This window comes from Pseudomonas sp. PDM21 (genome assembly GCF_014852505.2).
In the GTDB taxonomy this organism is placed as follows: domain Bacteria; phylum Pseudomonadota; class Gammaproteobacteria; order Pseudomonadales; family Pseudomonadaceae; genus Pseudomonas.
Window position 1 is genome coordinate 4,782,352 of the sequence record NZ_CM181223.1, and the last position, 13,213, is coordinate 4,795,564.

The 13,213-nt window shown below is 65.4% G+C and carries 16 protein-coding genes; 1 reads left to right on the forward strand and 15 read right to left on the reverse strand.

What is annotated here, in order from left to right:
* Positions 1–55 precede the first annotated feature (55 nt).
* From IB275_RS21925 to IB275_RS21980, 12 genes are all read right to left on the reverse strand, one after another.
* Positions 56–1,015, reverse strand: coding sequence for a DMT family transporter (locus IB275_RS21925; RefSeq protein WP_192291111.1), 960 nt, complete (start codon positions 1,013–1,015; stop codon positions 56–58).
* A 93-nt stretch (positions 1,016–1,108) separates the two neighbouring features.
* Positions 1,109–1,528 (reverse strand): MAPEG family protein, encoded by a 420-nt coding sequence (locus IB275_RS21930; RefSeq protein WP_192291113.1) that lies wholly within the window; start codon positions 1,526–1,528, stop codon positions 1,109–1,111.
* Between the two features lie 212 nt (positions 1,529–1,740).
* A complete protein-coding gene (locus tag IB275_RS21935) occupies positions 1,741–1,956 on the reverse strand; it encodes a TOBE domain-containing protein (RefSeq protein ID WP_017517652.1) in 216 nt (71 codons plus the stop codon).
* Between the two features lie 39 nt (positions 1,957–1,995).
* Positions 1,996–2,823, reverse strand: a complete 828-nt coding sequence (gene ssuB / locus IB275_RS21940) for an aliphatic sulfonates ABC transporter ATP-binding protein (RefSeq protein ID WP_192291115.1) — start codon at positions 2,821–2,823, stop codon at positions 1,996–1,998.
* Positions 2,820–3,608 carry an aliphatic sulfonate ABC transporter permease SsuC gene (gene ssuC / locus IB275_RS21945; protein WP_192291117.1) on the reverse strand — a complete coding sequence of 263 codons (789 nt, stop codon included), beginning with the start codon at positions 3,606–3,608 and terminating at the stop codon, positions 2,820–2,822. The genes ssuB and ssuC overlap by 4 nt, the downstream gene beginning before the upstream one ends.
* Positions 3,609–3,715: 107 nt before the next feature.
* Positions 3,716–4,864, reverse strand: a complete 1,149-nt coding sequence (ssuD, locus tag IB275_RS21950; protein ID WP_192291119.1) for an FMNH2-dependent alkanesulfonate monooxygenase — start codon at positions 4,862–4,864, stop codon at positions 3,716–3,718.
* A 138-nt stretch (positions 4,865–5,002) separates the two neighbouring features.
* A complete protein-coding gene (locus IB275_RS21955; RefSeq protein WP_192291121.1) occupies positions 5,003–5,965 on the reverse strand; it encodes a sulfonate ABC transporter substrate-binding protein in 963 nt (320 codons plus the stop codon).
* Positions 5,966–6,098: 133 nt separating this feature from the next.
* Positions 6,099–6,692 (reverse strand): NADPH-dependent FMN reductase, encoded by a 594-nt coding sequence (ssuE, locus tag IB275_RS21960; RefSeq protein WP_081519200.1) that lies wholly within the window; start codon positions 6,690–6,692, stop codon positions 6,099–6,101.
* Positions 6,693–6,887: 195 nt separating this feature from the next.
* Complete coding sequence (locus IB275_RS21965; RefSeq protein WP_192291123.1) at positions 6,888–7,640, reverse strand: ABC transporter ATP-binding protein; 753 nt, start codon at positions 7,638–7,640, stop codon at positions 6,888–6,890.
* Complete coding sequence (locus IB275_RS21970; RefSeq protein ID WP_151187888.1) at positions 7,637–8,461, reverse strand: ABC transporter permease; 825 nt, start codon at positions 8,459–8,461, stop codon at positions 7,637–7,639. The genes IB275_RS21965 and IB275_RS21970 overlap by 4 nt, the downstream gene beginning before the upstream one ends.
* 3 nt (positions 8,462–8,464) lie before the next feature.
* Positions 8,465–9,478 carry an aliphatic sulfonate ABC transporter substrate-binding protein gene (locus tag IB275_RS21975; RefSeq protein WP_192291125.1) on the reverse strand — a complete coding sequence of 338 codons (1,014 nt, stop codon included), beginning with the start codon at positions 9,476–9,478 and terminating at the stop codon, positions 8,465–8,467.
* 431 nt (positions 9,479–9,909) lie between these two features.
* Complete coding sequence (locus IB275_RS21980; protein ID WP_192291127.1) at positions 9,910–10,548, reverse strand: peroxiredoxin; 639 nt, start codon at positions 10,546–10,548, stop codon at positions 9,910–9,912.
* A 292-nt stretch (positions 10,549–10,840) separates the two neighbouring features.
* On the opposite strand from IB275_RS21980, the gene IB275_RS21985 reads away from it, so the two are divergent.
* Positions 10,841–11,050 (forward strand): DUF6316 family protein, encoded by a 210-nt coding sequence (locus IB275_RS21985; RefSeq protein ID WP_081519197.1) that lies wholly within the window; start codon positions 10,841–10,843, stop codon positions 11,048–11,050.
* Between the two features lie 76 nt (positions 11,051–11,126).
* Here the strand turns inward: IB275_RS21985 and IB275_RS21990 are convergent, their stop codons facing one another.
* From IB275_RS21990 to IB275_RS22000, 3 genes are all read right to left on the reverse strand, one after another.
* The gene (locus IB275_RS21990) at positions 11,127–11,414 is read right to left on the reverse strand and encodes a HigA family addiction module antitoxin (RefSeq protein ID WP_192291129.1); all 288 of its coding nucleotides are present in this window, start codon (positions 11,412–11,414) and stop codon (positions 11,127–11,129) included.
* Between the two features lie 29 nt (positions 11,415–11,443).
* On the reverse strand, positions 11,444–11,722 hold the full coding sequence (locus tag IB275_RS21995; RefSeq protein WP_192291130.1) for a type II toxin-antitoxin system RelE/ParE family toxin: 279 nt from the start codon (positions 11,720–11,722) through the stop codon (positions 11,444–11,446).
* A gap of 204 nt (positions 11,723–11,926) precedes the next feature.
* The gene (locus IB275_RS22000; RefSeq protein ID WP_192291132.1) at positions 11,927–13,111 is read right to left on the reverse strand and encodes a thiolase family protein; all 1,185 of its coding nucleotides are present in this window, start codon (positions 13,109–13,111) and stop codon (positions 11,927–11,929) included.
* Between the last annotated feature and the right edge of the window lie 102 nt (positions 13,112–13,213).

A 13,213-nucleotide genomic window follows, 5' to 3' on the forward strand; every position in this document is an offset into this window, starting at 1 on the left:
ATCGGGCGAAAACGATGGAAAGCAAAAGGCCGCCTCACGGCGGCCCTTCGGGAACTCAGATGTTGGCGATGCGCGCCTTTCGCGCCCGGTAGCTGCGCAGCAGCGAAGGCGCCAGCGCAGTGAGCGCCGAGCCACTGACCACCAGCAGCGCACCGACATAGGCCAGGCCGTTGAGGTCCTCGGGCCGCACGAATTCCGGCCACAGCGAGGCAGCCAGCGCCACCGAGGCGAAGGTCACCAGCGGCGTGATCGCCAGGGTCGCGCTGACCCGCGAGGCTTCCCAGTGCGCCAGCGCCTCGGCGAAGGCGCCGTAGGCCACCAGGGTGTTCAGGCAGCAGGCCAACAGCAGCCAGCCCTGCAGCGGGGACAGGTCCAGGGCCTCCAGCGGATTCGCCCAGGGCGTGAGCAGTGCGCCGCAGCCCAGGTAGATCACCATCATCACCTGCACCGAGGTCCACTGGGTCAGCAGCTGCTTCTGCGCCAGGCCGTAGAAGGTCCAGATGAAGGCGGCGAAGACCACGATCAGCACACCGGTGGTGTACTCGCCGAGCGAACCGAACAGCTCGGCCAGGCGTTGGTTGAAGAACAGCCCGAAGCCGAAGATCAGCACCGCAAGGCCGAACGCCTGGCCGATGCTGAAGCTCTCCTTGAAAACGAACAGGCTGCCCAGCAGCAGCAGGATCGGCGCGATCTGGATCACCAGTTGCGTGGTCCCCGGCGTGAGCAGGCGCAGGCCGATCAGGTAGCAGACGTAGTTGCCGGTCAGGCCGAGGATGGCGATCAGCACCAGCCCCTTGCCGCGCTTGCCCAGCGGCGAGAAGCGCGGCAACTGGCGGGTGAGGCCCAGGTAGATGAGCAGCAGGCCACCGGACACCACCAGGCGAAACCAGGTGACGGTGATCGGGTCCATGACCTTCAGGACTTCCTTGAGCTTGATCGGCAGGATGCCCCAGAGGACGGCGGTGACCAGGGCCAGGAACAGGCCGAACTGCCAGCGGCCGGATGAAACGTGCATGAGTGCCTCGACGCGTATGCGGTCCGCCATGCTAAGTCATGGCGGTATCGCCCCATAGGAACAGTTGCGTGGTGCAACTGTTCCGGTCGCCGGTCAGATCAGGGTCGAGAGGCGCAGCAGCCACCAGATGAGGATGATCAGCTGGACGAGGAAAGCGGCGAAACGCACCCACACCGCCAGCGCCGAGGTGCTGAGCAGGTGCACCACCGACTGGACGATGCGCGCCACCAGCAGGGCCGGCGCCAGCGGGTCGGTGATCACAGTCTGCTGGGTGCCCATGGCGTAGAGCAGCACGGCGCAGAACAGTGGGACGTTCTCCACGCAGTTGGCGTGGGCGCGCACCAGGCGCTGGCCGAAGGTGCCGGGGGTGTTGCTGCCGTCGGCGGCGAAGACGTTGACCTTCATGCGGCCGGACATCACCAGCAGGCCGCGCTGGTTGACCAGCAGCAGGACCAGCAGCACGGTCCAGGCGACCAGGCCCAGCAACGCGAAGGCAGAGGGACTCAGGGACATGCGGGACTCCTTTCTCTTGTTGGTTTGAGCGGAGTCTAGGGGAAATAGAGCAATTGCTCTAGTCATCAGTTGCGGGCGTAAAGTTGAGCGCTTCGTCGGATGGGTGGAGCTTGCGATACCCATCCGACAAAGCGCCGGGAGCGCCTCGGCAGGCAGCGTAAAAGAAAACGGGCAGCCCGTTTCCGGACTGCCCGCCTCTTCCAGCGCCGCACTCACAGCTTGGCGATGGAGACCTCGGTGGATTTCACGAAGGCGATCACTTCGCTGCCGATGGCCAGTTCCAGCTCCTTCACGGAACGGGTGGTGATCACCGAAGTGACGATGCCGGCAGCGGTCTGCACGTCGATTTCCGACAGCACATCGCCTTCGACGATTTCCTTGATGGTGCCCTTGAACTGGTTGCGGACGTTGATGGCTTTGATGGTCATGGCGTAGCTCCTTGGGAGAATAGGGATTTCACTGTGGGTTCAAAGCGCCCAGCGCAGTTGCGTGGGCAGTGGGGAAACGGGTTCCGGTTCGGGCGGCTGGGCCGGCAGCGACAGCACGCGTTCAAGCACTTCAGCCTCCAATGCGGCCAGCCTGGCCGAGCCACGGGCACGCGGCCGGTGCAGCTCGACGTTGAGGTCCAGGCCGATCTCACCGTCCTCGATGAGGATCACCCGGTCGGCGATGGCCACGGCCTCGCTGACGTCGTGGGTGACCAGCAGCACGGTGAAGCCATGCTGCTGCCAGAGGTTCTCGATCAGTTGCTGCATCTCGATACGGGTCAGGGCATCCAGCGCACCCAGCGGCTCATCGAGCAGCAGCAGGCGCGGCTGGTGGATCAGCGCGCGGGCCAGGGCCACGCGCTGCTTCTGGCCGCCAGACAAGCCCGCCGGCCACTCGTTGGCACGGTCGGACAGCCCCACCGCCGCCAGCGCGTCCAGCGCCATCGGACGCCAGTCGCCCTTCAGGCCCAGGCCGACGTTGTCGATCACCCGCTTCCAGGGCAGCAGGCGCGAGTCCTGGAACATCAGGCGGGTCTCTTCGCGGGCGCTTTCCAGCGGCGCGGAGCCGGCCAGCAACTGGCCGTCACTGGCCTCATCGAGCCCGGCCAGCAGGCGCAGCAGGGTGCTCTTGCCGCAGCCGCTGCGGCCGACGATGGCGACGAACTGGCCAGCCGGAATCCGCAGGTCGATGCCCTTGAGCACCTCGCGGTCGCCGAAGCGCTTGCGCACGTTCTCCAGCGCCAGCGGGATGCCTTTCTTGAGTTGCTGCGGCAGCTGCTTTTGAGACAAAGGGTTGACTGCGTTCATGCCGCATCTCCCTTGACCTGATAGGCCGGGTGCCAGCGCAGCCAGACGCGTTCCAGGCCGCGGGCGGCGAGGTCGGCGAGCTTGCCGAGCACGGCATAGAGCAGGATCGCCAGCACCACCACGTCGGTCTGCAGGAACTCCCGGGCGTTCATCGCCAGGTAGCCGATACCGGAGTTGGCGGAGATGGTTTCGGCGACGATCAGGGTCAGCCACATGAAGCCCAGGGCGAAGCGCACGCCCACCAGGATCGAGGGCAGCGCGCCCGGCAGGATCACCTGGCGGAACAGCGCGAAGCCGGACAGCCCGTAGCTGCGGGACATTTCCAGCAGCCCCGGATCGATGTTGCGGATGCCGTGGTAGGTGTTGAGGTAGATCGGGAACAGCGTGCCGAGGGCGACCAGGAAGATCTTCGCCGACTCGTCGATGCCGAACCACAGGATCACCAGCGGGATCAGCGCCAGGTGCGGCACGTTGCGGATCATCTGCACCGAGCTGTCGAGGAAGCGCTCGCCCCATTGCGACAGGCCGGTGATCAGGCCCAGCACCAGACCGATGCTGCCGCCGATGACGAAGCCGACGGCGGCGCGCCAGGTGCTGATCGCCAGGTGCTGCCAGAGCTCGCCGCTGACCACCAGGTGGTAGCCGGCCTCGGCCACGGCGCTGGGCGCGGGCAGGATGCGGCTGGACAGCCAGCCGAACTCCACCGCCAGCTGCCAGATGACCACCAGGCCCACCGGCAGGGCCCAGGGCGCGAGGCGCTGGGCAAGGTTGTTGGTAACGCTCATCTCATCTCTCCGGATTCTTCGATCGTAGGGCGCATGAAGCGGAACGCTTCATCCGCCGTTCGGGATCGACGGCGGATAACGCTGCGCGTTATTCGCCCTACGTTTGCTCAGCTCGCTGCAGCTGCCTTGGGCAGGATGTCGTTGGCGACCATCTCGCCGAACGGGCTGACGTAGCCACGCGCCTGCGGTGCCTGTGCCTGAGCCAGTTCCAGATGCGGGAAGAGCAGTTCGGCGACCCGGTAGGACTCTTCCAGGTGCGGGTAGCCGGAGAAGATGAAGGTGTCGATGCCCAGCTCCGCGTACTCCTTCACACGCGCCGCCACCGTCGGGCCGTCGCCGACCAGAGCGGTGCCGGCGCCGCCACGCACCAGACCGACACCGGCCCAGAGGTTGGGGCTGACTTCCAGGTTGTCCCTGTTGCCGCCGTGCAGGGCAGCCATGCGTTGCTGGCCGACGGAATCGAAGCGCGCCAGCGAAGCCTGGGCACGGGCGATGGTCTCGTCGTCCAGGTGGGAGATCAGGCGATCGGCGGCCTGCCAGGCTTCCTCGTTGGTCTCGCGGACGATCACGTGCAGGCGGATGCCGAAGCGCACGCTGCGCCCCTGTTTCGCGGCCTTCTCGCGTACCTGGGCGATCTTCTCGGCGACGGCGGCCGGCGGCTCGCCCCAGGTCAGGTACAGTTCGACCTGCTCGGCAGCCAGATCCTGGGCGGCATCGGAAGAGCCACCGAAGTACAGCGGCGGACGCGGCTGCTGGATCGGCGGATAGAGCAGCTTGGCGCCCTTTACCTGCAGGTGCTTGCCGTCGTAGTCGACCGTCTCGCCTTCCAGCACGCGGCGCCAGATGCGGGTGAACTCGACCGAGGCTTCGTAGCGTTCGGCGTGGCTCAGGTGCAGGCCGTCACCGGCCAGTTCGTCCGGGTCGCCGCCGGTCACCAGGTTGAACAGCGCGCGCCCGCCGGAGAGCCGGTCGAGGGTTGCGGCCTGGCGGGCGGCCACGGTCGGGGAAATGATGCCCGGGCGCAGGGCGACCAGGAATTTCAGGCGCTGGGTCACCGGGATCAGCGAGGCGGCGACCAGCCAGGAGTCCTCGCAGGAGCGACCGGTGGGGATCAGCACGCCGCCGAAGCCGAGGCGGTCGGCGGCCTGGGCGACCTGTTGCAGATAACCGTGGTCCACGGCGCGGGCCCCTTCGGCGGTGCCCAGGTAATGGCCGTCGCCGTGGGTCGGCAGGAACCAGAAGATGTTGAGACTCATCGCAGTAACTCCAGATAAGCGCGCCGGCGTGGCGTAGCCGCGCGATGATGGGATTGGGGTATTTCGTGTTGCTTTGTGCAGGAGCGGGCCATGCCCGCGAACCGCATTGCACCTGGCGTCAGGCCCGCTCCTACAGGGTTACTGGGCGGCCACCTTGGCCGGCGCCGTCCAGACCACGTCCTTGATGCTCAGCGCCTTCGGGATCAGCTTCAGCTGGGTGAAGGTGTCGGCGATCTTCTGTTGCGCGGCGGTGACTTCCGGGGTGATCGGCTGGGCGCCGTAGCCCTGGCGTTTCACCGCAGTGAAGGTGATGTCCGCCGGCAGGCCTAGCAGCGGCGCAACCTGGTCGGTGACCTGCTGCGGGTTCTGCTGCGACCACTCGCCGACCGAGCGCACTTCGTCGATCAGGGTGGTGATCACCTGCGGATGGTTGTTCGCGTAGGGGCGAGTCGCCAGGTAGAACTGGTGGTTATCCACAAGGCCGGTGCCGTCCACCAGGGTGCGGGCGGAGAGCTGCTTCTCGGCGGCGGCCTGGTACGGGTCCCAGATCACCCAGGCATCCACGCTGCCGCGCTCGAAGGCGGCGCGGGCGTCGGCCGGCGGCAAGTACACGGGCTGGATGTCGCTGTACTTCAGACCGGCCTTCTCCAGCGCGCGCACCAGCAGGTAGTGCACGTTGGAGCCCTTGTTCAGGGCGACCTTCTTGCCCTTGAGCTCGGCGACGGATTTGATCGGCGAGTCCTTGGGCAGCAGGATCGCTTCGCTGGTCGGCGCCGGCGGCTCATGGGCGACGTAGACGAGATCGGCACCAGCGGCCTGGGCGAACACCGGCGGGGTTTCGCCGGTGACGCCGAAGTCGATGCTGCCGACGTTCAGCCCTTCCAGCAGCTGCGGGCCGCCGGGAAATTCGGTCCATTGCACCTTGACGCCCTGTTCGGCCAGGCGCTTCTCCAGCGTGCCACGGGCCTTGAGCAGCACCAGGGTGCCGTACTTCTGGTAACCGATACGCACGGTACCGGGTTGTTCGTCTGCCTGGGCGTTGTAGGACAGGGCCGCGATCAGCAGGGCCGCCAGTCCACTACGCAAAGTGAGGGTCCGCATGGGAGTGCTCCTTTATCGAGTGTGCTTGCCGGACCTGCGGTCCCGTTGTCGGGACGGTGAGGGCCTTTTCTTATTTGACGCGGGGACGCTTGCCGGGTTGGGGCTGGGCGTTCGCCTGCGTTGAATGGGTCGGTCAGATGCTCCAGCGGGCGTTGATCAGCCGTTCGTTGAGCAGGTTCGGGTCGATGGGTTTCGGCCGGCGCGCCAGGGCGCCGTGGAACTGTTCCAGGGATTCCAGCAGTCGGTGTTCGAGGGTCGATTCCAGGCGCGCCGGGGTATTGCCCTCGGGGTATTGCACCTGGCTCTCCTCGGCGAACACGCCGTGCAGGGTTTCCTGGGCCTTCAACGCGGCGAGGACCGGCTTGAGCGCGTAGTCCACCGCCAGCATGTGGGCATTGCTGCCGCCAGTCGCCAGGGGCAGCACCACCTTGTGTGCCAGCGCCCGCTCCGGCAGCAGGTCGAGAATCACCTTCAGCGCACCGGCGATGGACGCCTTGTACACCGGGGTGGAAATGACCAGGCCGTCGGCGCGCAGGACCTGTTCGATCAGCTCGACCACCCGCGGGCTGTCGAAGCGCGCATGCAGCAGGTCCTCGGCCGGGAAGTCACGCACGCTGTAGGAGCGCACCTCGGCGCCGTGGGCATGCAGCCAGTTCCGCGCGATGTCCAGGAGGACACCGGAACGGGAACGCTGGCTGGGGCTGCCGGCAAGGGTGACTACATACATCTGCACGCTTCCTTATAACGATCAAGACGGTACAAATGCCGCCCTGCTAACCAATGTGCATAGACCTTAACAGCCCTTCTCATATTCCAATAAATGGTATTTATTCATTTAGTTATGCATTTTAGTTAGATAAACAGGAATGCACCTTGCGCGCGGATCGAGGGCAAGGTGTGCAGGTCGGAGAATCGGCAGGCGTCAGATGACGTGGGACAGGTGCAGCTCGGTCAGCGCTTCGCCGCGCAGGAAGGCCAGCTCCACGGCGCGACGATCGCGCGGACGCGGCAGCGGCACGGGGAATTCGCGGCGCAGGCGACTGGGCGTACCGCCCAGCAGCAGGACGCGGTCGCTGAGGTAGAAGGCCTCATCGAGGTCGTGGGTGACCAGCAGGATGCTGATGTCGTACTCCAGCGCCAGTTGCTGGATCAGGTCCTGCAGACGGATGCGAGTGAAGGCGTCCACCGCGCTGAAAGGCTCGTCCAGCAACAGCACTTGCGGCCGCCCATAGAGACCACGGGCGATGGCCGCGCGCTGCGCCATTCCGCCGGAGAGCTGCTTGGGCAACAACTCGCCCTTGCCTTCCAGCCCCACGTCGCGCAGCAGATGCTCGATGCGCTGATCGTCAGCCAGCCAGCCGTCGGCAAAGCCGATGTTCTGCGCCACCGTGAGCCAGGGCAACAGGCGCGGTTCCTGAAACACCACACCGACGCCACCACCGCCACGGCCGCTACCGCCGTCCGGGCCAAAGCCCAACAGCGGGTTGCGCTCCAGCGAGCCGGCGAACTCGTCGTCCAGCCCGGCGGCGATGCGCAACAGCGTACTTTTTCCACAACCGCTGGGGCCAAGCAGGCTGACCACCTCGCCCGGCGCCAGGCTCAGGCTGACATCGTCCAGCACCCGCACGCCGGAGAAGCTTTTACGGATATCCCGCAGTTCCAGCAGCGCGCTCATCCGCTCACTCCATTGCCAAGGAAAGTATCGCGCCAGGCCAGCGCACGCTGTTCCAGCGCCTTGAGCAGGCTGTCACTGAGCTTGCCGAGCACCGCCAGCACCAGAATGGCGGCGATGACGATGTCCGGCCGCGAGGTTTCCCGGCCGTCGCTGAGCAGGTAGCCCAGGCCGCGCGTGGCGGCAATCAGTTCGGCGGCGACGAGGAACATCCAGCTCAGGCTCAGCGCGCCGCGCAGTCCGGTGAACAGGCTCGGCAGCGCCGCCGGCAGGAGGATGCGCCGCACCAGAGCGAAGGGCGACAGGTGATAAAGCCGGCCCAGTTCCACCCACTTGCGGTCGACATTGCGCACGCCAGCCACCAGCGAGAGATAGACGGGGAAGAAGGCGCCGAGAGCGATCAGCACTATCTTCGGGGTTTCGTCGATGCCCAGCCAGAGCAGCAGCAAGGGCACCCAGGCGAGGCTGGGGATTGCTCGAAGCGCCTGGAAGGTCGGCTCCAGATAGGCCTCGGCGCGCTGGCTGAGCCCCACCCAGGTGCCGATCAGCACGGCCGCCGCCGCGCCGATGAAGAAACCGGCAGCGACCCGCGCCAGGCTGGCCGCGACATGCTTCCAGAGTTCGCCCTGGGCCAGTTGCCAGAGCGTCAGCGCAACGCTGCTGGGCGCCGGCATCTGGTGCTCGGCCAGCCAGCCGATGCGCACCGACAGCTCCAGCGCCGCACACAGCAGCAGTGGCACCAGCCAGGCGCGCCAGCTCAGCCGTGGCCAACGCAGTTTCAGTGCGCGACGCTGGCGGGCCAGGGGCAGGCTCTGGGACGGCATGGCTTACTGCTCCGCCCTGGCGACGGCGGGCTTGCCGATCACCTCACCGGCCAGTGTCGGCGCGATCAGCTGATCGACCACGGCAGTGACGTCGGTGCCCGGACGCACCAGTTGCTCGTCCAGCAGGATCGGCGCGGCGGCCTTCAGTGCGGCCACCTGTTCGGCGCCCGGCAGCGGCTTGCTGAAATCGGTGCGCGAGAGTTGCAGCTTGGCCACTTCCAGCGGCAGCTTGGCTTCCTCGGCGAGCAGCTTCGCGGTCTCCTCCGGGTGCGCCACGGCCCACTGACGCGCCTCTTCATAGGCGGCGATGACCTGCTTGATCAGCTCCGGCTGTTCCTTCTCGAATTTCTCGGTGACGCTGAGCACGCCGTAGCTGTTGAAGTCGACGTTGCGGTACAGCAGTCGTGAACCGGCCTGCAGCTCGCTGGCGGCCATGTGCGGATCGAGGCCGGCCCAGGCGTCCACCCTGCCCTGTTCCAGCGCGGCGCGGCCGTCCGGGTGCTGCAGGTGGACGATATCCACTTCGCTCTTGTCCAGCCCCGCCTGCTGCAGGCTGCGCAACAGGAACAGGTAGGGGTCGGTGCCCTTGGTGGCGGCGATCTTCTTGCCCTTGAGGTCGGCCACCGACTTGAGCGGCGAATCCCTGGGCACCACCAGCGCGGTCCACTCCGGACGGCTGGCGATGTAGACGGTCTTCAGCGGGCTGCCGTTGGCGCGACTGAGCACGGCGGCGAGGCCTGCGGTCGAGGCGAAGTCAGTGCTGCCGGCGTTGAGGTATTCCAGCGAGCGGTTGCTGCCCTGGCTGAACACCCAGCGCACCTCGGTGCCTTGCGGCTTGAGGGATTTCTCCAGCCAGCCGAAGTGTTTGAGCACCAGGCTGGTGGGCGCGTAGTAGGCGTAATCCAGGCGCACCTCTTTCGGTGCATCGGCGGCTTGGGCGGGGCTGTTGTAGGCGCCGATCGGCAGGCTCGCGAGAAGAGCGACGGCCAGGCTGCGGCGCCAGGTGGAATGACCCATGGTCTTCTCCTTGGCGTGGGCTTGCGTCTTCTTCCCGTTTGGCGGGCAAGTCAGATCGAATAGATCGAACAGAAATCGGCAGGCTCGCGAGAAGAGCGACGGCCAGGCTGCGGCGCCAGGTGGAATGACCCATGGTCTTCTCCTTGGCGTGGGCTTGCGTCTTCTTCCCGTTTGGCGGGCAAGTCAGATCGAATAGATCGAACAGAAAGCAGAGCTTGAATAAAAAAGCGCGGCGTGGTCCGCGCATGAAGGATAAAAAATGGGCCGGCGAACCGGCCCGATTTCCGCTCGAGGTTGAGACGTCAGCCTCCGGAGCGCGCGAGCTAGAGTCAGGCAGGGCGCCAGCGGCAGTGAGAGCGGAGTGTGCTGAAGCACATGAGCATCTCGCTGTCGCTGGCAACGCAGGCTGGCCGACGCGCAGCCGCTTCGGATCACTTGTTCGGTTGCGGCGTCAGGCGCAGGTAGGGCTTGATGGCGCGGTAGCCCTTGGGGAAGCGCTGCTTGATCTCTTCCTCGTCCTTGAGCGAGGGCACGATCACCACGTCGTCGCCGTCCTGCCAGTTGCCGGGCGTTGCGACCTTGTGGTTGTCGGTGAGCTGCAGCGAGTCGATGACGCGCAGGATCTCGTTGAAATTGCGCCCGGTGCTCGCCGGGTAGGTGATGATCAGGCGCACCTTCTTGTTCGGGTCGATGACGAACAGCGAACGCACGGTGAGGGTGTCGTTGGCGTTCGGGTGAATCAGGTCGTACAGCTCGGAGACCTTGCGGTCGGCGTCAGCGATGATCGGGAAGTTGACCACGGTGTTCTGGGTCTCGTTGATGTCTTCGATCCACTTCACGTGGGAGTCCACCGGGTCGACGGACAGGGCGATCACCTTCACGCCCTTGGCGGCAAACTGGTCCTTGAGCTTGGCGGTCAGGCCCAGCTCGGTGGTGCACACTGGGGTGAAGTCGGCCGGGTGGGAGAACAGAACGCCCCAGCTGTTGCCGAGCCATTCATGGAAACGGATGCGGCCTTCGCTGGATTCCTGTTCGAAGTCGGGGGCGATGTCGCCGAGTCGCAAGCTCATGGGTCTCTCCTTGTTCGTGTTGGTAACCACTATGCACAAGGTCTTTACGCATTAAAAAGAATATATTTTGATTTTCTTATAACCAAAATAATTAACTTTTCTCGACCCTGCACGGCGGCGACCGCCGCCGGACACTGAGCATAGTCAAGGGAATGTGAAGCCCATGCGGGTGAGTGTTTCATCGCTGAAACGATTGACTGCCGTTCGTCGCCATTCCTCCGTAGCCCAGGCACGGCGGGGCTTTGCGACATACACTCGATTCAATTAATCCTTTCGTTCGGGAGGTCAGCTCATGTTGGGACAACGCGTCGGCGACGGCCAGGCGGCCACCCATTACCGCAGTGACCGCATCAGTGCGGTCAATGGTCAGTACTTCTTCTCCACTCGCGAAGGAACGCTGGAAGGCCCTTACTTCACGCGCTTCGATGCTGAACGCGAGGTGATGCTGTACATCACCCGCATGCAGCAGGCCTCCGACCTGTTCGCCCGCGTCGGACGCTGATCTCCCTCAGGTCCTGGCCACACGAACCCCGGCCTGCTCGCCGGGGTTTTTCATTGGCGGGAGAAAACCTCCTACCCTAGGCGCTGCTGGCGAGTCGCTCGATCCGCGGGTGCTCGCGGTGCTGCGCCTGCCACAGATCGTAATCAGCCTGCACTCCGAGCCAGACGCGTGCGCTGCCAATTCCGGCCAGCTCAAGGCGCCACGCAAGGTCAGGACCGACAGGAGCGTGCCCATGCAGGACACGTGACAGGGTTTCGCGCGCATATCCCAAGTGCCGCGCCAGCGCCGCCACGCTCAATCCCAGTTCGGGGAGAACATCTTCCAGCAGCGTTTCACCTGGATGTGGGGGGTTGGCCATTGCCATGAATGCGCCTCCTCCTGGAGTCTGCAAGTTCAGTGGTAATCGAGGTAGTCGAGCAGTTCGACGTCGCTACCGATAAAGCGGAAGATCAACCGCCAGTTGCCGCTGACCGACAGGGACCAGAATCCCTCCAGATTTCCCTTCAGCGGGTGCAGGCGCCAGCCAGGTATGGCGAGGTCCGCCGCCACTGCTGCGTTGTTCAGAAACGGCAGCATGCGCGCCAGCCGCCGAGCATGATCGGCACGAATCCCACGCGTCGTTCCCGTTTCGTAGAAGGCCTGCAGACCCTTGTGGCGGAAGCTGATGATCATCGCGAGAGTGTGATGTCATACATCACACTCTGGCCATCATACCATTCCGGTGTGTGGCGTCGACCCTGCTTCGAGTCGTGCAGGAAATGTCCGTGAATGAAAAACCCCCGGCGTCACCGCCGGGGGTCTCTCAGCGACACCGAACCGCTTGCGTGGAGCGATCGGTGCCATCCGGGCAAGGGCTTGCGCCCTCGCCCGCCGTGCTCAGCGCACCGCCTCGAACAGGCCGGTGGCGCCCATGCCGCCGCCCACGCACATGGTGACGATGCCGTAGCGCAGGTTGCGGCGCTGCAGTTCGCGCACCAGGTGGCCGACCTGGCGCGAGCCGGTCATGCCGAACGGGTGGCCGATGGAGATGGAGCCGCCGTTGACGTTGTACTTCTCGTTGTCGATGCCCAGGTGATCGCGCGCGTACAGGCACTGCGAGGCGAAGGCTTCGTTGAGTTCCCAGAGGTCGATGTCGGCGATCTGCAGGCCCTTGGCCTTGAGCAGCTTGGGCACCGAGAACACCGGGCCGATGCCCATTTCGTCCGGCTCGCAGCCGGCGACGGTGAAGCCGCGGAAGAAGGCCTTGGGCTTGAGGCCCAGTTCCAGGGCTCTCTCCAGGCTCATGATCAGGGTCATCGAGGCGCCATCGGAGAGCTGCGAGGCGTTGCCGGCGGTGACCGAGCCGTCCTCGGCGAACACCGGCTTGAGGGAGTTCAGGCCTTCGAGGGTGGTTTCCGGGCGGTTGCAGTCGTCGCGGTCGACCACGCCGTCGAGCACTTTCTTCTCGCCGGTGGCCTTGTCTTCCACCAGGTACTTCACGCTCATCGGCACGATTTCATCGTCGAACAGGCCTTCGGCCTGGGCGCGGGCGGTGCGCTGCTGGCTCTGCAGGGAGTAAAGGTCCTGCTGCTCGCGAGTGACGTTGTAGCGGCGGGCGACGATCTCGGCGGTCTGGCCCATGGGGTAGTAGATGCCGGGGAATTCGTCCTTCAGGCGCGGGTTCACGAAGTTGTCGAGGTTCTGCTTGCCCATGGTCAGGGTGATGGACTCGACGCCGCCGGCCACGAGGATGTCGCTGCAGCCCGAAGCCACCTGGTTGGCGGCAATGGCGATGGCCTGCAGGCCCGAGGAGCAGTAGCGGTTCAGGGTCATGCCGGCGACATGGGTACCCAGGCGCGACAGTACGGCGGCGTTGCGGCCGATGTTGTGGCCCTGGGCGCCTTCGTTGGAGCCGGCGCCGACCACGCAGTCGTCCACCAGCAGCGGATCGAGGTTGTTGCGCGCCAGCAGCGCGTCGATGCAATGGGCGACCATGTCGTCCGGACGGGTCATGTTGAATTTGCCACGGAAGGACTTGGCCAGGCCGGTACGGACGCTGTCGACGATCACCACTTCGCGCATGGGAAACCTCGTTGCTTGTTGTTCGTTGGGGAGGATGGTGTGGGCCCGAGCATAGGCGCCAGTGAGGACACAGGGCGACGATCATTCACCAGCCGTATAGCC